Source organism: Paracrocinitomix mangrovi (assembly GCF_019740355.2).
GTDB classification, from domain to species: domain Bacteria; phylum Bacteroidota; class Bacteroidia; order Flavobacteriales_D; family Crocinitomicaceae; genus Paracrocinitomix; species Paracrocinitomix mangrovi.
Genome location: NZ_CP091819.1, coordinates 4,048,199 through 4,074,367 on the forward strand (window position 1 = coordinate 4,048,199; position 26,169 = coordinate 4,074,367).

A 26,169-nucleotide genomic window follows, 5' to 3' on the forward strand; every position below is an offset into this window, starting at 1 on the left:
TGGCAAGTTTGTAATTTATTTAAAATAACCTGCAAACATTACCATTAACAATCAAAACAGTTCTTAACTTTAAGAACTACTTGAAAAAACTATGATGATGTCAAAATCATTCACCGTAACCAGCGGTTTACCAAAATTGATAGCTGCACTATTTGTTTTAGTGCTTACTTCAAACGCTTACTCGCAAATTTTCCTTGAAACTTTTAATGAAGGAACTAATTCTACTCAAGGTACTGATAATATCATGGGAGTTGGATGGACAGCAACCTGTACAGGATCTTTAGATGGGAATGACTACTTCAAAGTAGTAAATGGAAAGCTTGAAAATCAAGATTCAAATGGACCGGCTGTTTGGGAAACCAGTTCAGCCATAGATATTTCAGGTTGTGATAGTATCATTATTTCCTTTGATATTGAAGAGGATGATGACATGGAAGGTTGTGGAACTGGATGCAATGCTGTAGACTGGGTTGCTTTAGAATATAACATTGATGGTGGTGGTTGGCAAACACCTGCTAACTCATCTTTTTGTGCAGGACCTTGTGCAGATTTAAATGTAATTCAATCTGACGACATTGTTGGTGGTTCGACAAATTATTCTACCGGTTGTTTTGAAGGTGGAAATTCAATTTTAATCAGAATCACAACTCAAACTTGGTCAGGAACTGAACACTGGAGACTAGACAATATTACTGTTGATTTCTGCGGAACTGGTGGTGCACCAACTGTTGATGCCGGTGCTGATATTTTAACTTGTAATGGTGCATCTATAACGCTTTCAGCTACAAACCCTAACAATGTGCCTTTGTCATGGTCAAGTGGTGTAACGGATGGGGTTCAATTTACTCCTGGTCCTGGATCCAATTATTATTATGTAACTGCAGGTTCTGGAAGCTGTACGGCTATTGATTCTATTTTGATAACTACTGTTTCGTTGCCTAACTTTTCACTTACGGCTTCACCTTCTTCTTCATGTGCTAACCCGGACGGAATTATAACTATTTCTGGTTTATCACCAGGTTCAGATTATGAATTAACTTATTTAGATCCTAACACAGTTGGTCCTACAACTTATACTGCAAATGGATCAGGGCAAATAGTCTTGATCAATATGGGGCCTGGATTTTACTCTACATGGTTGCTGGATTCAGCTGGATGCTACAATGTTAATACAAACGGTATCACAGTAGATCCACCTATTGTTCCTTCCGTGGATGCTGGAAATAACCAAACTGTTTGTGAAGGTACATCTGTAACGCTTACTGCAGACAATCCTGATAATGGTACCTTAACTTGGACCAATGGAGTGATTGACGGTACACCATTTACCCCTGGACCAGGATCTGTAACATACAATGTAACTACAGAAATATCTGGATGTACTGCAGAAGATAGTGTAATTGTAAATGTGCTGGCAGACCCTAATACAACCGTTGACCCTGCTGGTCCTTACGGAATTGGTGATGGTGTACAAACATTAACTTCTTCACCAGCAGGTGGAACATGGTTTGCCGATTGCGGAGCATGTATTGATGCAAATACAGGTGAATTTGATCCTGCAATTGCGGGAATTGGCTCATATAATGTTTGTTATGTTGCAGGAACGGCTCCTTGTTTAGATACTGCATGTATTACGGTTTATGTGAATGATGGATGTGCGCTTACTGGTACTATTACTAGCAATCCTCCTTCTTGCTATGGATTTTCAGATGGATCAGCTACAATTAATATTTTGTTCGATAATGGTGCTGTAACATTTACTATTGAAGATTCCCTTGGTAATCAGGTGAATATTTCAAATAGTAATACTGCTAATAACTTGTCTCAAGGTTGGTACTATTTTACGGTTGTTGATGAAACTCCTTGTACTTTCATAGATTCAGTTTATTTACAGGCTCCTTTGGAATTAGATGTAGATTTAAATATCATTCCTCCTTCTTGTTATGGAGTGCTAGACGGAATGGCGATAGCCGATACGGTTTATAATTACACTGGATCTTACAATCAAATTTCATATGTGTGGGCACCAAATACCGGAAGTAATGGAATTGGAGAAGATACGTTAAGCAATGCTGGTGGAACAGGTTATACGTTATTGTTGACAGATGAAAATGGTTGTAACGCTACCGTAGATTTTGACTTACCATTCCCGGATTCTTTGTACTTAAGTGAATTTGGGTCAGATCCTGCATATTGTAGAATGTTTGATTATCAATCAGGAAACGGAGTTGTATATGTAGGTGCAGCAGGAGGAGTTCCTGGGTACACATACCAGTGGATGAATTTGGAAGATAGTACAACTACTGCTAATACTACATGGGGAGGTTTAAATCCGGGTACTTACCAAATTACAGTGGTAGATGCTAATGGTTGTGTTTTAGTAGAAACTATCGAGCTTGACTCTTTAAATCCAATAGCAGATTTTGATTTATCATCTTCTCAATTTACAGCAGAGTGGGAGGGAACCGCTCCGGTTGACGTTCATTTTGTAAATCAATCTCAATATTTTGCCAATCCTAATAATCCAAATGCAGATACAACATTCTTCTGGGATTTTGGTTCAGGATGGGTAATTTCGCATGACTGGTTTGAAGAATTTGATACCACTTATAATACTGCAGGTACTTACAATGTTTGTTTGGTGGCTGTAAATAAAAATGGTTGTACAGATACTGCTTGTGTGCCGATTACGATTTTTGATTTACAAGATTTTGAACCGGTTAATATTTTTACTCCTAACAATGACAATACAAATGATTACTTCAGTTTTGAATTTGTATCAACTGCCATTTCTGAATTTACTTGTGTTATTGTAAATAGATGGGGAATAGAGGTTGCGCAACTTAACAGCATCACAGATACATGGGATGGTACTGATAAGAACGGAAGTAAATGTAAAGAGGGAGTTTACTTTTACATTTATTCAGGTACTGCTGATAATGGTGACACATTTAAAGGCCAAGGTACAGTTCAGTTAATCCGCGATTAAAATCAAAGTTTAGATATATCTTTGCCGCTCATTTAATCACTTATGAGTACGCAAAAGAAATCTGCATCAATAATTTTTATCTTCCTTACAGTTCTCATTGATTTGATGGGAGTTGCTATTATAATTCCTGTTATTCCTGAATTAATTGAAGCTCATACGGGAGCTTCTAACAATGTAAATGCTGCATGGGGTATGGCCTTGCTGATAGCATTTGCGGGAGCTCAATTTTTGTTTTCGCCTATCTTGGGAGAGTTGAGTGATAAATATGGAAGAAGACCGGTATTGTTTTTGGCCCTTGGAGGATTAGGAGTAGATTACGTTTTCCAGGCATTTGCTCCAACGCTTACATTGTTGATTGTTGGTAGGATTATTGCTGGGGCATGTGGAGCCAGTCATACTGTTGCTTCAGCATATATTGCAGATATCTCAAAACCAGAGGACAGGGCCAAGAATTTTGGACTTTTAGGAGCTGCATTTGGATTGGGATTTTTCTTAGGGCCTTTTATTGGAGGTATTTTTGGAAAGTATGGTTATGAGGTTCCATTCTTAGTAGCTGCCGGCCTTAGTTTCTTGAATTTACTTTTTGGGATTTTTATTTTGCCTGAATCCTTGCCTAAGGAAAAAAGAAGAAGTATACAGTTTAAGAGGATCATTCCCGGTGTATCATTAGCCTATTTAAGCAATTATAAGTCTTTGGGGTTGATGATTGTTGCTTTTACCTTGGTGCATCTGGGAGGTCAAGTAATGCCTGTTACCTGGACTTTTTATACCAAAGAATTATTTGGATGGGATGAGTTTATGAATGGGGTTAGCTTGTCTGTAGTAGGCTTATTGGTAGGAATGGTGCAAGCATTTTTAGTTGGCTGGGCAGGAAAGAAATTTGGACAAAAAAGAGCCATTTTTATTGGTTTTATGTTGTGGACATCCGGGATGTTTTTATTGGCGTTTTCTATTTCAGAAACAATGTTATTTTTTGCGTTAGTGCCTTATATCTTTGGTGGGATTGCTGGTCCTCCAATTCAAGGTATTATGTCTAATGCTGTTCCGGATAATGAACAAGGAAATTTACAAGGAGCTTTAACCAGTATGATCAGTTTAACAGCCATTATCGGGCCTTTACTTTACGGTAGTGTATTTTACTTGTTTACGGATAAATCTGAAACACATTATTTCCCTGGAGCGGCTTTCGTTGTAGGCGGAATCATATTACTATTTGCTACAATGGCAGTATATCTGGCTTTGAAAAAACCATTGGGCAATGAAGAAGAAATAGTAGATGATTTACTTGTTGATTAAAGCGTTGAATTCACTTTCAGTGTAGAATTTTTCTTCATACTGAATACTCATTTCTGAACTTTCAAATCCGTGACCTTTGAACTCTTCTATTGCAGATTTCGCCGCTTCAACTGATTTAAAATCGTTAGAATAATATACAGTCGTTCCATCAGAGTTTTCAATTGGCAATAATTGCCCGTATGTATCTCTGATCATTAATAAGATCTTATATTCTTCAGTTGGAACATCTCCTTCATAAGTAGCAATTTTAACACGGTACTTAACTTTGGTCATGTCAATTCCATTTACCACAGGGTTGTCTGGATTTCCATTATTTCCGTCTGTACCGTTATTCCCGTCGTTTCCATTGTTCCCATCATTGTTGGTGTTGTTGTTTGCAAATGGATCCTCTTTTTCAACAAATGTGTTTAGATCACTTTGTTCATTGTAATTGTCTGGTAAATCATTAGGGTCAATTCCCAATTGCTGAAGAGTTTTACGTTTACCTCCTTGATATGCTACTAAGAAAGCAGATTTGTATCCTTTACCAATTAATTTTTTACGGTAGGCATTAGCTTCATGATAATTACTGAACTTACCTCCATAATACCTTGTTATTCCATCTTCACCAGTGGCATGTGTAACATCTTCAACCCCAGGGAATGCTTTCTCAGGATCTACTTTGTTTTTAAATGCACCTAATTGAACTCTGAAAACCAATTCATCTTTATTTTCTTCAATAATTGAAGGAGCAACATAATTATTTTCCTCATTCTGTTTTTCAACTTTATCAATTACCTTTTCATCTACGGCAATAAATTTGGTTGTATCACTTCCGTCTCTACCAATTAATTCTACATTAATCCCATCTTTTTCTAATGAATTAGCATGGCTTACAGCATCTTCAATTTTTTCATATTCTCCCAATACATAATAAACAGTATCTCCTCTTAATTCCGTTTTAAATTCTCTAAAACCTAAATATTTATGAAGTTCATTAGCAGAAATGTCTTTATGTTCTTTACCAATAATAACTACATAAGACTTTTCCTTTTTTGGTCTTGGTACGAAATTAAAGCTCGGTATACCTTCTCTACCAAATTGAACTACTAACCTTTCCTCAATAAAGTCGTGCTCATATCCTGTAGAATCGTTGTATTCTCTCCAGTGTTTAGCTATATCTGCTTCAGTAAGAGTAACTCCAAATTCATCTACCCAATTTCCTTCAGGGGTATTAGGTTCATCATCCATATAATCAGGAACACCATCCTCATCACCGTCTAATGGGCATCCTTTTTCATCTACCAATGCTTCAACAGGTGTGCCTGCACATTCATCATAGGCATCAATTACACCGTCATTATCTGAGTCATTTTCTTCAAAATCAGCATAAAATTCTAATCCTGAATCATCTAAAGGATCAAATTTACCTCCATCTTTAGGGAATTGAAGGTCATAGCTTAAAGAAACATAGGTTGTCCAAAATTTATCTTTTTTACTATCTCCATGTCTTTCTTCACCTTGACCTGCAGGGGTAATATTGTCTATTAAGTCTGTGAATGTAGGCTGCCAGGTAGTAGCAATTCTAAAATCCCATCTAGGCGAAAGATGAAACTCTAAACCAGCCGTAAATGGAACTGCAAAGCTTTGTTCCCTATAATCACCTAATCCATCAAGGTTTTGCTCTCTTAGATCTGTTTCATAAGTGTAATCTCTTTGTATTTCAACCGCATTAATTGCATTAGGATCACTTTCAGCAAGATTTCTTATAGAACCATCAGACCAATAGTGATATTGATTACCATTTGCGTCATACATATCTGTTTTTGAAAGAAATTCAAATGATGAAATACCTACACCAACAAAAGGATGAAACAATCCTCTTCTATTTGTAAAAAAGGGATAGAAGTTATAATACAATTGTACTGTTCCCATTCTAATGCGAGACTGAAAGTTTAAATTTTGAGTCAAACTTCTTTCGTTAGCAGTAATTTTACCATAGGATGCAGAGAATTCAAGGTTGAAATATTTGGTCAATGGAGCATTGATATACGCCATTCCATAATATCTATTAACCATTGGAACAAAGCCTTTTTGGTAATTTTGAACTTCTCCGTAATAGGTCATGGTACCAACTCCCAGACCAATTCTTGGTCTAAATACATTGGAAAGAGTATCCATTCCACTTTGGGCAGAAACCGAGTGGGTTGCTGTAAGTAGCAGGAATACAATGAAATATGAGTATATTTTGCGCACTAAAATACTTTTCACTATCTAATATACGGGAAAAACCAGCTAAAGTTGACTAAAATTCGGTAGTTTATTCACAATTATCGACGAATAGCTATGTGTAATTACTGGTTATCAGGAAACTTAAAGGTGTAATTACTCATATCAACTTTGAAAATATCTCTAGCTCCAACGCCTTGATTTTCTTTAGAAGAGAAAGTAGAATACATTCCTGATTTCGTCTTAATATCATAAACAAAGTGAGTTTCGTCAGAAACAGTATTAATAGGATATCCAAGATTAACAGGATCACTCCATTGTCCACTTTTGTTTTCGCAAACAAATACGTCATATCCTCCCATACCATCTAATCCATCAGAAGAAAAGAATAAATACTTTTCATCAGGTGTTACATAAACCGTAGTTTCTTGACCTGCAGTATTAATGGTTGGCCCTAAATTAACAGGCTTACTCCATTCTTTTCCACTTAACTTTGTAACCCAAATATCAGCCCTTCCTTGACCACCTTTGCGCTCACTAATAAAATACATTGTGTTTCCATCAGCAGTTAAGCTTGCAGAAGCATCAAAAACGATAGTGTTAATTGGTTTTCCCATACTTTTAGGAGAATTCCAACCACCTCTGGTATTTTTCTTACAGTAAAAAATATCTGAACTTTTAGTTTTTGGCTTTGGTTTTTCCATTGCCATTGTATTTATCGTCAGATATAAATATTTTCCATCAGGTGAAATATGCGAAACTGCATCAAATCCTTCTGTGTTCATTCTTCTCACAACTTCATCAGAATTTGAAGGTTCTGACCATTCTTTATTTTCTTCATCCCAACGAGAAATGTAGATGTCTTCAAAATATCTTTGATCTGCGTCATTTACTCCACCACCTTTATTGTCAGCTCTTCTTGAAACATAATAAATGGTTTTACCATCAGCATCCAATGTAGGAGCGTAATCATCAAATGCTGAATTGATTCTCATTCCCATGTTAGTGACAGTAACGTTTACAGGATTTGCCATCATTTCTTTTGCTCTTTCACATTGAGCAATGTAAAAATCAATGTCCAACTCCTTAGCACGTAAAGGCTTTACCTTACTTTTTACTTTGTTGTAATTTTCAATTGCTTTATCAAGTTCTGCTGTTCTTTGGTAACACTGACCCAGGATAAAACCACTTTCGTCGTCCACTTCAGGGTCTTTTTCTAATGCCTGCGTTACATATTCAATGGCCTTTTCATAGTTACCCAACACTTTGTGACACTCACCAACCCAATAAATAGCAAGTGGATTATTTTTGTCTTTTACAAGCGCTTCTCTGAATTTTACAAGTGCAACACGGTATGAACCCTCATTGTACAAGCGTTTACCCTCAGAAATAAGATACTGAGCGGTTCCCTTTTCAAAGATATTTGAAGTTGAATCAGGTGGGTTAAAAGAAAATGCTGTTGTACTGATGAACAAGAACATTAAGTAACTGAAAATCTTTTTCATATTCAAAGTTTGATCAAATATAATTAATTTGCGTTATCGGCATTTTCATCAACACCATTTTTATCTTCCTTTTTTACTGAAAATTCATTGGTAGATAAATCTACAATTTCATGCATGGATAAGGTTGAAGATATAATGGTCAAAATAGGAGCAGAAACGGCTAGTATAAATAGAACTACCAAAATTGTGCCCCAAAATATTTGAGATGCATTGTCAATTGAAACAGTAGGAAATTTTCGCCACACATAATCAAAGCTCAAGAAACAGCTAGCATAAATACTACCCAGAGCAAAAGCTAGACCTTTGTGACGGCCTACAAAATGAATTGATTGTCTTATATCTAATCTTCTCCTTTCAAGGATGTAATCAATGTATCCAAATCCGTAAAAATAAAAACCAATGATGATAGGAATAACAAAGGCAATATAGAATCTAACCTGTCCTCCAATTAAAGTTCCAATCCCCAGTAAAATTAGTATAATGGCATATTCCACCAATATCAATCGGGTATTTAAAACAACTGCTCTTTTAATATCTTTTACTATTTGAAAGAAGTTCCATTTGTAAACTTTTCCGGTAATGATTTCTTCAACTTTTTCAGATACATAAGCCAAAACTGGTGCAAGGCACATAATTACCAAATACATTGTGAACTTGGTAAACATGTAGTGCAATTGGTCAAAAAATATAATTCGGATGGTTTTCCAGATTAAACCATTTATGGAGTCAATTGTACTGAGGTTTTGTTGAACATCTGAGCTGATAGAATACTCTACTTGTTCAAAGTAATTTCCAATTAAAAAAATTAAAACAAACAAAGCAATTGGGAAAAGTATGAACCAGTAAAGCCTATGCTGAATCAATAGTTTGATTCCTAGCCAGTAGTTTTTAATACCTAATCCATATAACTTAAAAAAGTTCATTCAATTTATTTGCAGGTAAAAATACAAATGATGTACTAATATAAAACCATGAACGTATTTAATTCATCATGCAAAGTATTTGTTAATTTTATCGGGAATTCGATTTGAAACTAATTTTTACATATCATCCGGCTTGGTTAATACTGGCAACAGTCATAGCATTTGGTTATGCATTTTTTCTTTATCGTAAAGATGAATTGCTGGCAGATGTGAAAAAAAACATTCGCTTAACAATGGCTTTTCTACGATTCGCTAGTGTTTGGTTGATATGTATGTTATTGATTGGAATAATAGTAGAAAACTTTGTCGACAGAAAAGAAAAACCGCTTGTTTTCATTGCTCAGGACAATACAGAATCCATTTTATTGAACAATGATTCGGCCTATTATAAAGGAGAGTATCTTGACCAATTAAAGCAATTTTCAGCAGATTTAGGTGAAGAATTTGAGGTAGTTGAGTACAACTTTTCTGATGTGCTAAATGAAGGTCTAAATGCCGATTACAGTGGAAAGTTAACCGATTTGTCACTTGTTTTTAATCAGATTTTTGATCAGTACACCAACAGAAACATTGGCGCTATTGTTTTGGCAAGTGATGGTATTTATAATTCAGGAGCTAATCCAATTTATGCAATAGCCCGCAAAAGTTTTATTCCTGTATTTACAGTTGGCTTAGGCGATACAAATCAAGTCAAGGATCTTAAGATTGAATCTGTAAAGCACAATGATATTGCGTTTTTAGGAAATCAATTCCCGGTCCAGGTTAATATCGCTCATACTAAATGTAAAGACGAAACAGTAAAAGTTGGTATTTACCAGTCTGATAAATTAATCAGTGAAAAAACAGTAAAACTTTCTAAAGATGAAGAGCAAATTTCATTGGACTATATCTTAAGTGCTGGTAAAATTGGATACCAGAAATACACTGTTAAAACAACTGTATTGGATCGTGAGTTTTCTGAACTTAATAACATATCTAATTTTTATGTGGAAGTAATTGATGGAAGACAACAATTGTTGGTTGCGCATAACGGCCCTCATCCGGACATTTCTGCATTGAGGTATGTAATAGAGAATAATAAAAATTATGAAGTAAATGTCTTGCCGATTGATGAAGTTAAAGAGACAAGCAAATATGATTTAATCATCTTACATAATTATCAACCTACCAACCAAAATATTAATGATGTTATCAACTCAGGAAGTGTTCCATGTTTGTTTATTGTAGGTAACAACTCAAATATTAGGGCACTTGAAACAGCTAAGATTGGATTTTCTGGTAATAAAACAGACGTAGAAGAAGTTGGATTTACACTTAATTCCAATTTCAAAGACATATTACTAAGTCCTGAAACAGTTAGGATGTTAAACAGTGCACCGCCATTGCAAGTGCCATTTGGTAATTTCAATTTTTCTGGAGGAAGCAACGTTTTGGCTTATCAAAAAATTGGAAACATTATTCTGGATAAGCCCTTGATTTATTTTACTCAAAAAAACAATAGTAGAATAGGAGTTATAATGGGTGAAGGAATTTGGCGTTGGAGATTACACGATCAAAGTAGAAATGGTAGTACAACAAATTTCGAAGATTTCATAGGCAAGATTATAACATACCTGGCAGTAAAAGAGAACAAGGATCCTTTCAAGGTTCATCTTAAAAATGAATACTCAGAAAGTGAAAATGTAGTTGTAAAAGCTGAATTATATAACAAGTCATTTGATCTGATAAATGAACCTGAAGTAAAATTTGAATACACTAATGAAGCAGGAAAGACTTTTGAGCCCTATTTTGTTAGAGTTGGGAAACATTACCAATTGGATTTAGGAAAACTTCCTCAAGGAATTTATGAGTGGAAGGCATCCACATCATTTCAAGGAGCTAATTACGAGAAAAAAGGAACTTTCCTAGTGCGTGAAGTTAAAATTGAATCTTTAAACAATCAGGCTGATCATAGGCTATTAATGAATCTTGCTGAAAATTCAGGTGGCGCTTTTTATATTCCTTCTCAATTGGATGAATTATCATCAGATATTCAAAATAGAGATGAATTAGTTACGGTTGTTTATCAAGAAAGATCATTTGATGACCTGATTGACTATAAATGGCTGTTGTTATTAATAGTTGCTTTGCTTTCTGCAGAATGGTTCTTGCGTAAATATAACGGGGCTTATTAAATCACTTTTTCTTTAAACGTTTATACTCTAAAGGAGCAATTCTCTTGGCAAGTTTAGCGTGCACTTCAGGAAAAGCTTCTTTTACAAAAGGTATTTCTTCCCTCAATTTATCGTAATAACTATGGTCAAACATGGTACGATATTGTTCCCGATCCATAAAAGATTTGGCATACATTGCTTGATAACCACCGTTTTCAATCACAAATTTTTCACAGTTTTTAAGGGCTTCATTTCCATCAAAATTTTCTACTGTACCTGTCCCATAAGTACCAATATCTACAAACATTTCATCTAAAGTGCCATCTTCTTTTTTATAAGGGTGAATGAATCCAATTTTGTTATCATGATCATATACGGCCATGGGACAAATCCATAAAGGATATAAATTGAAATTGTCATGAAAATGATTCAATGATGCTTTAAGTTTGCTAATCGGAACCAGCATGTCCTGAGTTACTGAATGTTTTTCTCTTAAATCTCTGGTGGTTTCCGTTTCAAAGTACTTCATCAAAGACATTTGAGGAGGCATGGCCCATCCAAATAAAAATCTGTGCCAGGCCTTGTTGCCAAAAGGAATAACCTGATCCATCATCCAAAATAAGGCACGTGTATGCCTGTGATAGTATTGCCTTAAAGGAATATACTCAACAACCTTTTTATTGTCTGAATGTATTTTTTGTACATGCGTGAAAAACCACGGTTTGTACCATCTGCCAATGGCATTTTTCTTTCCGTCATTACCAACTTTATCGGCTAAATTACCCAACATCATCACTCCCTTGTCCTTAGCATACACAAGCGTTTCTATAAACTGAATCTCATCCGGTTTTCTTGTGGAGGCTTCAAATTCATCAATTATTTGGTCTTGTGAATTTTGAGGATAATATTCTAATCTCACATATTTCTTAGAAGGGATAATCTTTAATTCTACGGCTACTAAAAATCCGAGGGTACCATATGACCAGGGAATAGTTGCGTAAATATCTGCTCTCTCCGTTTTGCTGCATTTTATCAATTCTCCATCTGGAGTTATTAGTTCAAATGATTCACAGATATACTGAAACAATCCGTATTTATGACTTGATGATTCAATCCCAAAACCACTCACCAAACCACCAACTGTAAGTACATCCAATTCAGGTAGTACAGCTAAAGTCCAGCCTCTTTTATTCAAGTATTTTGAAATTTGGCCCATATCCACCTGAGGTTCCACTCTAACAGTTTGTTTTTCTTCATTGATTTCAAGTATATCTCTCATGTTGAGATAAATCTTTCTGTTCGTTTTTTTATACCCCGGAACCAACTCGCTCATGGTGAACCAACCAGATCTTCCTGTTGTTAATTGCTCTTTACTACCGCTTTCTCTCCAGGCTTTTAACTGATCCTGAACATTTTTCACTCTTTTATCATGCAATTTTGGAGCACTGCTGAGCATTAATGTAATCTTGCTCTTGCTTTTCAAATAGAGGTTATACCAAAATGACATAGGTAGTAACACAAGCGTTGCAAAGGTTCCTCTGTATTTGGTAAGAATTATCTCAGTTAGTCCTCTTTTTTTCTTAGGTGTAGCAGTCATGAGATGAATTTATTAAAAGGTGAATTTAGAACCAAACAAATTATTAAGAAGTGTACAATATCAATTTAAAATCAGATAAATATCAGTTATTCCTTATAATCAGTTTTTTGAACTATAATCACTGCTTAAAAATGTAGCATATTTATTAACATCTTATTGAACTTTCCCTTGTATTTCGTACCTTTCCGACCCTAAAACCTACTTACATGACTCTGAAAAAATCTATTTCGGTAATCTTAATCCTTTTAGGTGGATTAAATTATTTGAAAGCTCAAAGTACATATCCGTACCAACAAGACTTTCAATCTGCATATAACAATAATCAATTACTACCTCAAGGTATTTTAGAGGCAGTTGCTTTTGTGCAAACAAGAATAGTTCATCTTGATGGACATGAAGAACCTAGTTGTACAGGAATTCCTAAGACTTATGGAGTAATGGGATTAGTAGCTGACGGACAAGGTTATTTTAATAATACACTAACTGAGGTATCTTCTTTGTCCGGTTATAGTAGTCAGCAAATCATCAATAACCCTGCTGATAATATTGGAGCTTATGCAAAAGCTTTAAACCAAACTTTATTAAATAATGGAGCAGTTGTAAATGATTATAGTGCAATTGCAATTGCTTTAGGTCAATTGTCAGAAATTCCATTTGACTCAAATGCGGTTAACGATTATGCAAGAAGTGCTTTTGTGTATCAAGTATTGGATTTTATGAGAGATGAGGAGAATCAAGCAAAGTTTGGATTTACAGCTCCGGTAATAGATTTGGAAGCAATTTTTGGTAAAGAGAACCTAAAAATCTTATCGAGTAAAAAAGTACTTATTTCATCAACAGAAGTAAAAGACGCTAAAGGAAATCATTATCAATCATCAGGTCAAACCAAATCACAAGATTATGCACCTGCACTTTGGGTAGCAACACCTACTTGTAATTATTCTTCAAGAAATGGTACCGCTATTTCAGCTGTAACAATTCATACAATTCAAGGAACTTATGCCGGAGCAATTAGTTGGGCTCAAAACTGTAATGCCAATGTATCATATCACTATGTGGTGAGATCATCTGATGGGCAAATTACTCAGATGGTTTACGAAACAGATAAAGGATGGCATGTTGGATCAGAAAATCCATACACAATTGGTATTGAGCATGAAGGTTATGTAGATAATCCAGCCTGGTATACACCTTCATTGTATAACGCTTCAGCAAATTTGGTAAAAGACATTACACAATCAGGATACGGAATTAACCCTTTGCGCACTTTTCAAGGTCCTGCAACTGTTGGGTTAAACACTTTAGGAGGATGTACAAAGATTAAAGGGCACCAGCATTATCCAAATCAATCACACACTGATCCGGGAATCAATTGGGATTGGGAGCACTTCTATCAATTAATTAATGATAATCCACCTGTTACTACTTTGAATACTACTTCAGGAGTTTTTTATGATTCAGGAGGATCAACAGGGAATTATTCTGATGATGAAAGAGAGTTGTATTTGATACAACCCGGAAATGTATTGAGTGTTACCATCAATTTTGTTCAATTCAGTTTAGAAAATAACTGGGACTATATGTATGTATATGATGGAACTTCTTTATCAGATCCGCTTTTGGGAGTATATACCGGGACGGCCGTTCCTTCTTCACTAACATCTTCAGGTGATGCTATATTAATTGAATTTAGGTCAGATTGTGCAACACAAGATGCAGGATGGGAAATTTCATGGACATCAGTTCCAGGACCAACTCCGGGAGATGTTGTCGCGCCAACTACTTCTATTAGCACGGTAGGAAACTGGAAAACTACTGATTTTACTGCAACTTTTAGTGATGCTGATAATGTTGGTGGAAGTGGTGTTCATCAAAGATTTTATCAGGTAATTGATTTTGATGGTACTGAATGGAGAGCTAACGCTAATAATGGTTTCTTCTCAGATAATTTTGATGCAACTATTCATGCTGATTGGACTCAACAAGTTGGTACTTGGGGTATCAATTCAATGAAATTACGTCAGTCTGACGAAGCCAATACAAACACAAATATTTGGGCAGGATGTAATCAGGATAATGATGACCAATGGCTTTATCACTTTGGATTAAATATTTCAGGTGCTGGAGGTAATAGAAGGGGAGGATTTCACTTTATGTGTGATGATGCTACTTTAACCAATAGGGGGAATTCTTATTTTATTTGGTTAAGAGTAGATGACGATAAAATTCAGATTTATAAAACAATAAATGATACTTTTTATCTACAAGAAGATATCACTTATACCGTGAATGAAAATCAATGGTATGATATAAAAACGGTATTTGATAAAGCAACAGGTTTGATTAGTCTTTACATAGATGATGCGTTAGAAGCTTCTTGGGTGGATGTAGCGCCTTATACAACTGGTAATAGTGTTTCTTTTAGATCAGGTGATGCAATTATGGATATAGAAAACTTCAAGGTGTATCATAATAGAGGTGTATCTGAAATGGTGACCATTAATACCGGAAATGATATTCAGTACGAAAATCTTGATCCTTTAACCCATGCGGCTAAAGTAAAATCAATCGTGATTGACAGTGCTGCTAACATTTCCGGAATTGCCCAAACATTAGTTAATGTTGATTGGACACCTCCAACTACAATTGCAACAATTAATGATGGTACAGCTGCTGATATCAATACTTTTACTGATAATTCTCAAATATCTGCCAATTGGACTCCTTCAGTGGATCCTAACTCGGATTTAGCAGAGTATTTCTACAGTATTGGAACAAGCCCTTTAGCAGCAGATATTGTCCCATGGACAGGAAACTGGTTTGCAGATACCCTTACCAAAACGGGATTAAGTTTAGTGGAAGGAGATACTTACTATGTATGTGTGTATGCTAAAAATGGGGCTGATTTGTTTTCAGATACTACTTGTTCAGATGGACAAACACTGCAAGCACCTACAAGTGGTCCAACGGCAGGTTTTGTTGTGCCTAACGCATATATATGCTCGTATGAAGCAGTTCAAGTATTTAATTCAAGTACAAATGCACAAACTTACAGCTGGAGTGCTCCTGGTGCAACACCATCTACTTCAACTGATGCTAATCCGGTATTTACATATTCAGCAACCGGTTATTATGACATTACGCTTACTGCAACTAGTACAGGAGGGACAGATACTGATATTCAAACAATCTTTGTAAATATTGATACCGTTCCAGAAGCGGCTTATGCAGCATCAGAGTATATTGTTGATATCAGTAATCCTTTTGTTTCATTTACTAATCAGTCGCTTCATGCAAATGGATATACTTGGAATTTTGGTGATGGTAATTTCTCAAATGATGTTAATCCTTGGCATGAATATGCAGCCATAGGTGATTACTATGTTGAGTTAATTGCAGTAAACGGACTTTGTCCAAACGATACAACTGTGGCACTTGTTCAGGTAGTGGATAATCTATCAGTAGGGGAAGATATGATAGGTGGATTTGCAATTTATCCTAACCCTGTTGCAGAAGAACTGAATATTCAATTAAACAATAGTTGGGAAGATGTAGTAAAAGTTGAATTGATTGATCCTAATGGTAAAATAGTGTTGATACAGACCTATAAAAAGGGAAGTAATGAACCCATTTTGATTGATCAAAAACGAGTTTCGAGCGGAGCTTATTTTATTCGAATTTCAGATAGTGAAAAAGTTGTTTCGCAGAAAATACTCGTCAAAACACACTAGGAATTCGACCAACGGTATTTATTGATCGCATAAAGATCATTAACTTTGTACCCAAGTAATCTACTTCCAAAAAGTAGGTTTCGGGTTTTATAGTTTTTGCATGAAAAAGGGAAGTAATCCATAAGATTGTTTCCTTTTTTCTTTTTAAAGCAGTTCCTTGGCCATTTTTACATTGCATGAAAAGTGTCCTGTATCTCCCAAAGCATGATCTAAATAGTTAAATCCAGAGGCTTTGTATAATTTTTGAGCGTCAATCATGCTATCAAAAGTCTCCAGGTAAACCAATTCGTACCCGGCTTTTTTAGCAAATTCAAGACACTTATCCATTAACATTTTACCTATTCCTCTTCCTCTTGCAGAAGGCAATAGATACATTTTTTGTAATTCACAATAATTTTTGTCCAGATTGGCAATTGGTCCTATACCAGAACCTCCAACAATTTGGCCATTGAGTTCGGCGACATAATAAACAGTTCTCTTATCCAAATACTGATCATATAAATGATTTGTAGCATCATCTGTATACACAGTGCCCTCCATGGCACAATCTAACTCTTCTAAAGTTGATTTTATTATCCTAGCCATTATAGGATTGTCGGCGGGCTCTATTAGTCTGATAACTATTTCCATTTAAAGACGAAATTAAACCATTTGTTTTATTTATTGTTCATTTATCTAAGCTCTGATGAGCATTGAAAATAATCTTGCTATTTTTAACCAAATTCCGAATCAATGAAACATCTATTTTTCACCTCTTTAATGTTATTAGCAACGTTTTCTTTTTCACAAAAAAGTAAAGAAGACGAAAACAAATCAAAGATCAATTCTGGTGCAGTTTCAGGATTAAGTTTAAGAAATATTGGTCCTGCTTTAACTTCAGGGCGTATTGCTGATATTGCAGTTAATCCTAATAACCATGATGAATATTACCTGGCAGTTGCTTCAGGGGGAGTTTGGAAAACTCAAAATCATGGAACAACATATCAACCGATATTTGATGGTGAAGGATCTTACTCTATAGGATGTGTTACTATTGATCCAAATAATGATCAAACTGTATGGGTTGGAACAGGAGAAAACAACAATCAAAGATCTGTGGCATATGGAGACGGTGTTTATAAGTCAGTTGACGGAGGAAAAAGTTGGAAAAACATGGGGTTAAAGAACTCTGAGCATATTTCAAAAATCATAGTCCATCCATATAATTCAGATGTTGTTTATGTTGCTGCTTATGGTCCGCTTTGGTCTGAAGGTGGTGAAAGAGGAATTTATAAAACTACAGATGGAGGAGAAAATTGGGAGCGCATTCATTTTATCTCTGAAAATACAGGTTCTTGTGATTTGGTGATGGATCCTGAAAATCCGGATGTTTTGTATGAAGCTGTTCATCAAAGAAGAAGACACGTTTTCACTTATATAGGTGGAGGAGAAGAAAGTTCATTATATAAAACTACGGATGGAGGTAAAACCTGGAACGAAGTTGTGAATGGTTTACCTAAAGGTAAAATGGGAAGAATTGGATTGGCAATCTCTCCGGCAGACCATGAATATGTATATGCAATAATTGAAGCTGAAGAGGATAAAGGTGGATTTTTTAGATCTACCAATAGTGGATTAAACTGGAGTAAAATGAGTGGATATAATACTTCAGGAAACTATTATCAAGAAATTGTATGTGATCCTTACAACAAAGACAAAGTATTCAGCATGAATACATGGTTGCATCATACAGAGGATGGGGGAAAAACATTTAAAGGAACTGGTGAAGAAGGAAAACACGTTGACAATCATTGCATGTGGATTGATCCTAACAATACTAATCACTGGATAGTAGGATGTGACGGTGGTGTATATGAAACATGGGATCATGCTTCAACATGGCATTACAAAGAAAACTTGCCGATTACACAATTCTACAAAGTAGCTTTAGATAATGATTTGCCATTCTATAATGTATACGGTGGAACCCAAGATAACAACTCACAAGGAGGGCCTTCAAGAACCATAAACAATGCTGGGATTTTAAATTCTGATTGGTTCATTACTAATGGAGGTGATGGATTTGAATCTCAAGTTGATCCTAAAGATCCAAACATTGTATATGCGCAGGCACAGTACGGATGGTTGGTTAGATACGACAAGAAATCGGGTGAGAAAATGGGAATTCAACCAATGCCGGGAAAAGGTGAAGAAGCTTATCGTTGGAATTGGGATGCACCTTTGTTAGTTTCTAATCATGACAATAAAAGATTGTATTTCTCTGCGAATAAAGTATTCAGATCTGATGATAGAGGAAATACCTGGAAAACTATTTCACCAGATTTAACGAGACAGCTAGACAGAAATAAAATGAAGGTGATGGGTGAAATCCAATCTCCGGATGTTGTAATGAAATCCAAATCAACAACCATTTTTGGGAATATTGTAGCTTTTGATGAATCTCCTAAAAATGAAAATTTATTGTATGTAGGAACAGATGACGGTTTAATTCAAGTGACTACAGATGGAGGAGCAACATGGAATAAAAAAGACAACTTTCCTGGTATTCCTAGTATGACTTATGTGAATATGTTAGTTACTTCACAGCATGATGAAAATACAGTTTATGCTGCTTTTAATAATCACAAGCGTGGAGATTTTAAACCGTATATTTTAAAGAGTACAGATAAAGGAAACAGCTGGAAATCAATTTCAGGAGATTTACCGGAAAGAGGTTCTGTATACGCAATTGCAGAAGACCATGTAAATCCGAACTTATTATTTGCAGGTACAGAATTTGGTCTTTATTTCTCAATTAATGGAGGTCAAAATTGGGTTGAATTATCAAGTGGATTACCTACAATTGCTGTGAGAGATATAGCGATTCAAAGAAGAGAAAACGATTTGGTTTTAGCTTCATTTGGTAGAGGATTTTATGTGCTAGATGATTACTCGCCTTTAAGAGAGATAACTGAATCCATGATGGATCAGGATGCTAAGATATTTCCTATCAAAACTGCATTGCAATACATTGAAACCAATCCACTAGGTAATAGAGGTACCGGATCTCAAGGAGCACAGTATTATGCGGCGGAAAATCCGGAATTCGGTGCGGTGTTCACTTACTATGTAAAAGAAAAACCTAAATCTCCTAAATCAATTCGTCAGGAGAAAGAAAAAGAAGCTAAGGAGGCTGATAATGATATAGATTATCCAACTTATGAGCAATTCAAAGCAGAAGATTCATATGAAGATCCGTATTTACTTTTTGTTGTTAAGGATGCCAATGGTAAAGAGGTTAGAAAGATTAAAAGTGGTTATCAAACAGGTGTAAATCGCATTACTTGGAACTTAAGATATCCAACAACAAGTCCTGTTCAATTGAAAACTAATCCTCCGGGAAGATACAGTAATGCAGATGAAGGACCATTTGTATTACCTGGAAAGTATACAGTTGAATTGTATGAATCAGTAAATGGACAGTTTGCTAAACTTACTGAACCAACAACATTTGAGGTTAAAGCTTTAGAGAATTCAGCATTGGCAAGACAAACAGATAAAAACATTGCGTTTAAAATGGAAGTGGCAGAGTTGAGAAGACAGATGAGAGGTTCAAATGAGTTAGTGGATGAGTTTGCTAAAAGATTGAAGTTTATTAAAGCTGCTATTCAACAATATCCGGGAGCTGATCTAAGTTGGATGGATGAGGTGAAAAAATTGGAGCAACTTCAAGATGATATTCAAATTGCTATGTGGGGAGATTATCACAAGAGTAGAAGAGAGGAAGAAGCAATTCCTGGAGCAGCTGAGCGAATTGAAACAGTTGTGTATCAATGTTGGTTTTCTACCTCAGATCCTACATCAACTCAAAAAGAACAATATGAAGTTGGTAAAGAAGAATATGAATCAATAAAGGCTGATATTGAGAAATACAAAACAGGAATTTTGTCTTTGGAAGAGAAGTTAAATAGCAAAGGAATTCCTTATACACCTGCTAGAAACAACTTTAAAGAAGAGTAACTAATATCCGGATTCACTTAGAATAGTTATACTGTTTGGACCTTCATTAAAAAGGAGGTCCAGTATGCTGAGGTTGTTTAAAAATCCGTGCCTTTCTTCAAACGGTTGTATATAATGATAGGTCCTAAAACCAGTATCTAGTTTAGGATGTAAGAGGGCTCTTAAATCCTTATTTTGGTCTAATGGAATTGGAGATGTGTTTAAAGTTAGATTTACTGTTAAACCTATCTTATTAATCAGCCACTCGTTTAAACGGTAGTTTAGTTCATACAAAAGCTTTTGATCACTCATCATTATTTCTGTCAACTGATCAATGTAGTATTCGTAGTAAGGCGATCTTGCATAGGCTGCTTCAATGGCTTTAAGATGATCCTTGCGCCAGTTTTCGGTATAACTGATCTCAACCTCATTCATTAATGTTTGCTTGCCATTTGGTCTGATAACCGGAATTGTTAAAGATTGAATTCCATTAGCACTTCCTATCACCATTCTGGTTCTATAAGTTTGCTTCTGGTAAGGTTCAGCAATATCTATAATTGCGTTAGTTGTCTTTAATAAATGATAGAAATACTCAATGTTTCCAAAATAGAAGCTTGGTAATATCAAAGAATTAGTCATTAAATTCCGACTTACTCAATTTTGTTGAACATTCTACTCCAACGCATTCCTCCACCAAACATTCCCTTTTCCTGATCAACTGATAACCAAGTAAAGGCGGCATGTCCAACAATGTGATCAACTGGAACAAATCCCCAGAATCTTGAATCTAATGAACCATTTCTGTTATCTCCCATCATCCAGTAATAATCCATTTCAATGGTATATTGCTCGGTTTTTTCACCGTCGATATAGATGCCGTCTGCTTTTTCCTCTAGCTCATGCCCTTCATAAGCATGAATAATTCTGCGGTAAAGAGGAATGGATTTTTTGGTTAGTGAAACTATATCTCCTTTTTTAGGAATTCGTAATGGTCCAAAATTATCTTCCGTCCAATCATACTGTGGATCGCTAGGGAAAACAGGATAGTATTGATCAGAGTTTATTTCTTCTAACATCCAAGTGTAATATCCTTTTGGCTTTGAATAATTGAGTAGTTCTGGGAATCCTCCTTTGACTTTATTATATTGTTTTTTTGTCATTGGTATTGCTATCCAATGAACCCTATTTGAATCTCCCTTTATAAGTGTTGCATTTAGTTCCCTTTCACCAGCATCAAAAGTTTTCTTGAAATATATCTCTTGCGGTTCACTCCAGCTGCGAGGATAAGGATAGTTAGTTAAAGTATAATTGTATTGCATATTTTCAGCTTGAAAAGCCAATTTTCCATTTACATACAATTCTTTATCTATGATTTCAATTTCATCTCCAGGTGTTGCTACACACCTTTTGATATAGTTTTCTTTTTTATCTACAGGTCTTGAAAGTAAACCATTGAACTCTGTCTTTCCAATTTCTGTGTCGTAATGAGCAATATCATTATATATAACTCCTTCATTTTCAAACTGATCTCTAGCCTTTGCTATATAGTAGTTGTAGTGATCTTCAAAATATTCAAGACTTTTTCCTTCTTGAAAACGACAAATGTAATAGGCTTCATCTCTTAAGATGGCATGGTAGTTATGACCTATAAGTCCATATGGCATTCTAGGATCGTTGATAGCTGTATCTCCTGCAGGGAAGTTAAATACTACAACATCATTTCTATCAACTGATCTAAAGCCAGGAAGTCTTGTATATGGAATTGTTTGAATGGTTGAATACGTTTGCATGTGTAAAAACGGATCCATGTTGTGAAATATCGGAAATGAAAAAGGTGTCATTGGAACTCTAGGCCCGTATGTCAACTTATCTACAAATAATTGGTCACCTACTAAAAGTGTTTTTTCCATTGAACCGGTTGGGATTTTATAAGGTTCAAAAACGTAGGTTCTAATTACAGAAGCTGCAACTAGAGCAAAAATGATTGCATCTCCCCATTCTTTAATGATTGATTTTTTTCCGGCTTTTCTTTTGAACCCGGCAAGTTGAAAAGGCAAAGCAATAACATGACCTACAATTGGTAGTGCAAAAAACAAAGCTACATGATCACTAGGCATTCTGTCACTTACCTGTTTAGCAACATCCCAATTTGTAGGTTGTGCTATCTGATACTTTTCAGTTTTATTAGCAATATTGATAAAAACAGGGAAAGGAAAAAGAATTCCTAAAATTGTTTCCTTAACACCAAACTCACCAAATTTTCTGATGTAAGTGATGTTTAAACTCGCCCACATATAAAACTGAACATATGGGAAAATCAAAAAGATAACCCAGTATTTTGGATGCTTGGTTGCTTTTAAAATCTGGTAATAATTGAAAAAAGGAATAAATGCAGTACTTGGTTTTAAACCCAAATCAGCAAACCTTTTGTGCCACATTCCAATGACCGGCGTTAAAAAAATGATTAAGTATCCGATCAATAATCCTAAGTATCCCATATTAAAAATTTAATACATCTTTCATTGTGTAAACTCCCTGTTTCCCTTTTAACCATTCTGCGGCTAAAATACTTCCTAATCCAAAACCTTCTCTATTATGAGCGGTATGAATCAGTTCTATTTTATCAATTGATGATTCATAAATCACCTCATGAGTGCCCGGAACGTTGGGTAAACGTTGTGATTCAATTGAAAGTGTTTTCTTATCTGTAATTTCAGTTTTTTTAACATTCTCCCAGCCGTCAAACTGTTGGTGTTGCTCAATTATTCCTTCAGCAATTGTAATTCCTGTTCCACTAGGTGCATCTAATTTTTCAGTGTGATGAATTTCTACTACTGAAGTTTCATAGTCCGGAAAATTAGACATGATTGCTGCCAATTTTTTGTTGATTTCAAAAAAGATATTGACACCCAAACTGAAATTAGTAGCATGCAACATGGCACCACTATTAGTATTGCAATATGAAGTTAAATCTTCTAATTTATCATACCATCCTGTGGTTCCAATTACAATTGGAAGATTATTATTTATGCAAAAACGGATATTTTCTTCAGCAAACTCTGGTTTGGAAAATTCAATCACAACATCTGTGTCTGATAAATCAAAACGCTCTTTAGGGTTAGAACTATCTACACGAGCAGTAATCTCATGTCCTCTGTTTTGGGCAATTTTTTCAATTACCTTTCCCATTTTGCCGTATCCAAATAGTGCTATTCGCATATAATCTTTTTAACAAACTTCTAGAGCTGTTCAATTGAGCTTTAAGAGGCATCAAAAATAAACAATATTTAAGAGTAAGCTTTCGATTGAGAATTTTATACCTTTATCCCCTATTTAGTAAGCGAATGAAGAACCTATACTTTTACTGTTTTACCGTATTATTTATCTTTTCATGTTCATCTGAAGATCAAGATAATTTGAAAGAAGATTCATCAGAAAATTTTAATCAGTCTCTGGAAGACCTTCAAGAAGAAATTGTTGGACCGGTCTGGGCAGTGCAATCAGATTCCAATTATTTTGAGATTGATATTCCTACTCAAATGGAGTATATGGATCATTTAAACCCAGAGGCGAATTTGGAATATGGATTTACTGAAAGAATTGATGGAGAGGTAAAAGAGAATTACATAATAGTAATGGTTGAGCCTTTTCCTGAAGGGCAAGTAAAGAAAGAAGAGATAAAGCTCAAAGAATTTGCAGAGGCGTATATTGATAGTTTGATGATAGGAAAGGATTCATATGAAATTCTGAATGAACCGGTAGAAGAATCAATAAACGGAATGAAAGCTTATAATTTTGAGTTATCTGCTACAATGTTAGTAAAAGAAAATACCAAAGTTGATATCTATTATCGATTGGGAGTGTTTTTAGGTGAAAAAGCCTTGTATCAGGTGTTGTCATGGACCTTAATGAGTCAAAAAGACAATTTTAATGGTGACATGAAACGCATGATTTACTCTTTCAAAGAGATTTAATTTATAAACCCTTAAAGACTGAGTCAGTTTTTATATAAATAAGATGTTATGTCAGATGATAAAAAGATAATTTTCTCAATGGTGGGAGTTTCTAAAACTACACCTCAAGGAAAACCAATTATAAAAGACATTTACCTGTCTTTCTTTTATGGAGCCAAGATTGGTATTATTGGTATGAACGGTTCCGGTAAGTCAACCGTTTTAAAAATCATTGCAGGTCTTGATCAAGCGTATCAGGGTGATGTTGTGTTTTCTAAAGAGTATTCAATTGGATACTTGGCGCAAGAACCGGAGTTAGACGCAGGTAAAACTGTAAAGGAAATTGTTCAGGAAGGAGTACAAGCCACTGTTGATCTATTAAAAGAATATGAAGAGATCAATAACAGCTTTATGGATGAGGAGATTATGAATGATCCCGATAAAATGGAGAAACTCATTCAAAGACAAGGAGAGGTGCAGGATAAAATTGATCAATTAGATGCGTGGGATTTAGACAGCAAGCTTGAAAGAGCAATGGATGCATTGAGATGTCCACCTGAAGATCAGAAAGTAGAAACATTATCAGGAGGAGAAAAAAGAAGAGTTGCTTTGTGCAGACTTTTACTTCAAAACCCTGATATTTTATTGTTGGATGAGCCAACTAACCACTTGGATGCGGAATCTGTATTGTGGTTAGAGCAATATTTACAACACTATCCTGGTACAGTAATCGCAATTACGCACGACCGTTATTTCTTAGATAATGTTGCAGGTTGGATTTTGGAATTAGACAGAGGTGAAGGTATTCCTTGGAAAGGAAACTATTCTTCTTGGTTAGAACAAAAAACTAAGAGAATGGAACAAGAGGAGAAACAAGCGAGCAAACGTAAAAAAATGTTAGATCGCGAGTTGGAGTGGGTAAGAATGAATCCTAAAGGAAGACATGCAAAAAACAAGGCCAGATTAAGTAACTACGACAAGTTAATGGCTGAAGAAGGAAAGTCTAAAGAAGATACATTGGAACTTCCAATTCCTAATGGACCAAGATTAGGAACCAATGTAATAGATGCCGAGCATGTAGCTAAAGCTTTTGATCATAAACTATTATATGATGATTTGAATTTTTCATTGCCTCCAAATGGAATTGTTGGGATAATAGGACCAAATGGTGCCGGTAAAACTACCATCTTCAAAATGATCATGGGAGAGATTCAACCCGATAAGGGAGAATTCAAGGTTGGAGAAACTGTAGAGATAGGATATGTAGATCAAGATCATAAAGAAATGGATCCTGAAAAAACAATTTTTGAAGTTGTAACAGGAGGAACTGAATTTATTGAAATTGGAAATCAAAAAATAAATTCAAGAGCTTATTTAAGTCGTTTCAACTTTAACGGATCTGATCAAAATAAGAAAGTGGGAGTATTGTCAGGAGGAGAAAGAAATAGATTACACCTGGCAATGACCTTAAAAACAGAGGCAAATGTATTGTTATTGGATGAGCCAACCAATGATTTGGACGTAAATACAATTCGTGCTTTAGAGGAAGGAATCAACAATTTTGCAGGATGTGCAGTTATTATTTCGCATGACCGTTGGTTTTTAGACCGTATTTGTACGCATATTTTAGCCTTTGAAAATGACTCACAAGTATATTGGTTTGAAGGAGCTTTTTCTGAATATGAAGAAAATAGAAAGAAAAGACTCGGAGATGAAGGTCCTAAAAGGGTTAGATTTAAGAAGCTAATCGTAGACTGATTCTAAATTAACCAAGAAGTTAGTTGAACATACCCAACCTTTTCCGCGTGTATTCCGTTCAACAGTTTGATTATTAAC

At 35.3% G+C, this 26,169-nt stretch carries 15 protein-coding genes; 7 read left to right on the forward strand and 8 right to left on the reverse strand.

Annotation, left to right across the window (positions count from 1 at the left end):
* The first annotated feature begins 97 nt into the window (after window positions 1-97).
* Together K6119_RS18020 and K6119_RS18025 are read left to right on the forward strand one after the other, a co-directional pair.
* Window positions 98-2,989 carry a T9SS type B sorting domain-containing protein gene (locus K6119_RS18020; protein ID WP_221834888.1) on the forward strand — a complete coding sequence of 964 codons (2,892 nt, stop codon included), beginning with the start codon at window positions 98-100 and terminating at the stop codon, window positions 2,987-2,989.
* A gap of 42 nt (window positions 2,990-3,031) precedes the next feature.
* The gene (locus K6119_RS18025; RefSeq protein WP_221834887.1) at window positions 3,032-4,285 is read left to right on the forward strand and encodes a TCR/Tet family MFS transporter; all 1,254 of its coding nucleotides are present in this window, start codon (window positions 3,032-3,034) and stop codon (window positions 4,283-4,285) included.
* On the opposite strand, the gene K6119_RS18030 is transcribed toward K6119_RS18025, so the two are convergent.
* The 3 genes from K6119_RS18030 to K6119_RS18040 all read right to left on the reverse strand — a co-directional run bounded on the left by K6119_RS18030 (window position 4,271) and on the right by K6119_RS18040 (window position 8,921).
* Window positions 4,271-6,520: a thrombospondin type 3 repeat-containing protein gene (locus tag K6119_RS18030; protein ID WP_221834886.1), complete on the reverse strand. Its 2,250-nt coding sequence runs from the start codon at window positions 6,518-6,520 to the stop codon at window positions 4,271-4,273. The genes K6119_RS18025 and K6119_RS18030 overlap by 15 nt on opposite strands.
* Window positions 6,521-6,618: 98 nt before the next feature.
* Window positions 6,619-7,998, reverse strand: a complete 1,380-nt coding sequence (locus tag K6119_RS18035; RefSeq protein ID WP_221834885.1) for a tetratricopeptide repeat protein — start codon at window positions 7,996-7,998, stop codon at window positions 6,619-6,621.
* A 23-nt stretch (window positions 7,999-8,021) separates the two neighbouring features.
* Window positions 8,022-8,921: an EI24 domain-containing protein gene (locus K6119_RS18040; protein WP_221834884.1), complete on the reverse strand. Its 900-nt coding sequence runs from the start codon at window positions 8,919-8,921 to the stop codon at window positions 8,022-8,024.
* Window positions 8,922-9,025: 104 nt separating this feature from the next.
* On the opposite strand from K6119_RS18040, the gene K6119_RS18045 reads away from it, so the two are divergent.
* A complete protein-coding gene (locus tag K6119_RS18045) occupies window positions 9,026-11,095 on the forward strand; it encodes a vWA domain-containing protein (protein WP_221834883.1) in 2,070 nt (689 codons plus the stop codon).
* Window position 11,096: 1 nt separating this feature from the next.
* On the opposite strand, the gene K6119_RS18050 is transcribed toward K6119_RS18045, so the two are convergent.
* Entirely contained in the window at window positions 11,097-12,671 is a 1,575-nt protein-coding gene (locus tag K6119_RS18050) for an FAD-binding oxidoreductase (RefSeq protein WP_221834882.1), read from the reverse strand.
* Window positions 12,672-12,877: 206 nt separating this feature from the next.
* Here K6119_RS18050 and K6119_RS18055 point away from each other — a divergent pair, with 206 nt between their 5' ends.
* Window positions 12,878-16,402 carry an N-acetylmuramoyl-L-alanine amidase gene (locus K6119_RS18055; RefSeq protein ID WP_221834881.1) on the forward strand — a complete coding sequence of 1,175 codons (3,525 nt, stop codon included), beginning with the start codon at window positions 12,878-12,880 and terminating at the stop codon, window positions 16,400-16,402.
* Between the two features lie 144 nt (window positions 16,403-16,546).
* Here the strand turns inward: K6119_RS18055 and K6119_RS18060 are convergent, their stop codons facing one another.
* Window positions 16,547-17,032, reverse strand: a complete 486-nt coding sequence (locus tag K6119_RS18060; protein ID WP_255714487.1) for a GNAT family N-acetyltransferase — start codon at window positions 17,030-17,032, stop codon at window positions 16,547-16,549.
* 102 nt (window positions 17,033-17,134) lie between these two features.
* On the opposite strand from K6119_RS18060, the gene K6119_RS18065 reads away from it, so the two are divergent.
* Window positions 17,135-20,401: a VPS10 domain-containing protein gene (locus tag K6119_RS18065; RefSeq protein ID WP_221834880.1), complete on the forward strand. Its 3,267-nt coding sequence runs from the start codon at window positions 17,135-17,137 to the stop codon at window positions 20,399-20,401.
* Here the strand turns inward: K6119_RS18065 and K6119_RS18070 are convergent, their stop codons facing one another.
* Genes K6119_RS18070 through dapB form a run of 3 tightly spaced genes read right to left on the reverse strand, consistent with a single transcriptional unit; the run spans window position 20,402 to window position 23,599 of the window.
* A complete protein-coding gene (locus K6119_RS18070) occupies window positions 20,402-21,019 on the reverse strand; it encodes a WbqC family protein (protein ID WP_221834879.1) in 618 nt (205 codons plus the stop codon).
* An 11-nt stretch (window positions 21,020-21,030) separates the two neighbouring features.
* Complete coding sequence (locus K6119_RS18075) at window positions 21,031-22,878, reverse strand: S26 family signal peptidase (RefSeq protein WP_221834878.1); 1,848 nt, start codon at window positions 22,876-22,878, stop codon at window positions 21,031-21,033.
* Window position 22,879: 1 nt separating this feature from the next.
* The gene (dapB, locus tag K6119_RS18080) at window positions 22,880-23,599 is read right to left on the reverse strand and encodes a 4-hydroxy-tetrahydrodipicolinate reductase (protein ID WP_221834877.1); all 720 of its coding nucleotides are present in this window, start codon (window positions 23,597-23,599) and stop codon (window positions 22,880-22,882) included.
* Window positions 23,600-23,724: 125 nt separating this feature from the next.
* Here dapB and K6119_RS18085 point away from each other — a divergent pair, with 125 nt between their 5' ends.
* Entirely contained in the window at window positions 23,725-24,354 is a 630-nt protein-coding gene (locus K6119_RS18085) for a hypothetical protein (RefSeq protein WP_221834876.1), read from the forward strand.
* A 48-nt stretch (window positions 24,355-24,402) separates the two neighbouring features.
* A complete protein-coding gene (ettA, locus tag K6119_RS18090) occupies window positions 24,403-26,091 on the forward strand; it encodes an energy-dependent translational throttle protein EttA (protein ID WP_221834875.1) in 1,689 nt (562 codons plus the stop codon).
* Window positions 26,092-26,169 lie beyond the last annotated feature (78 nt).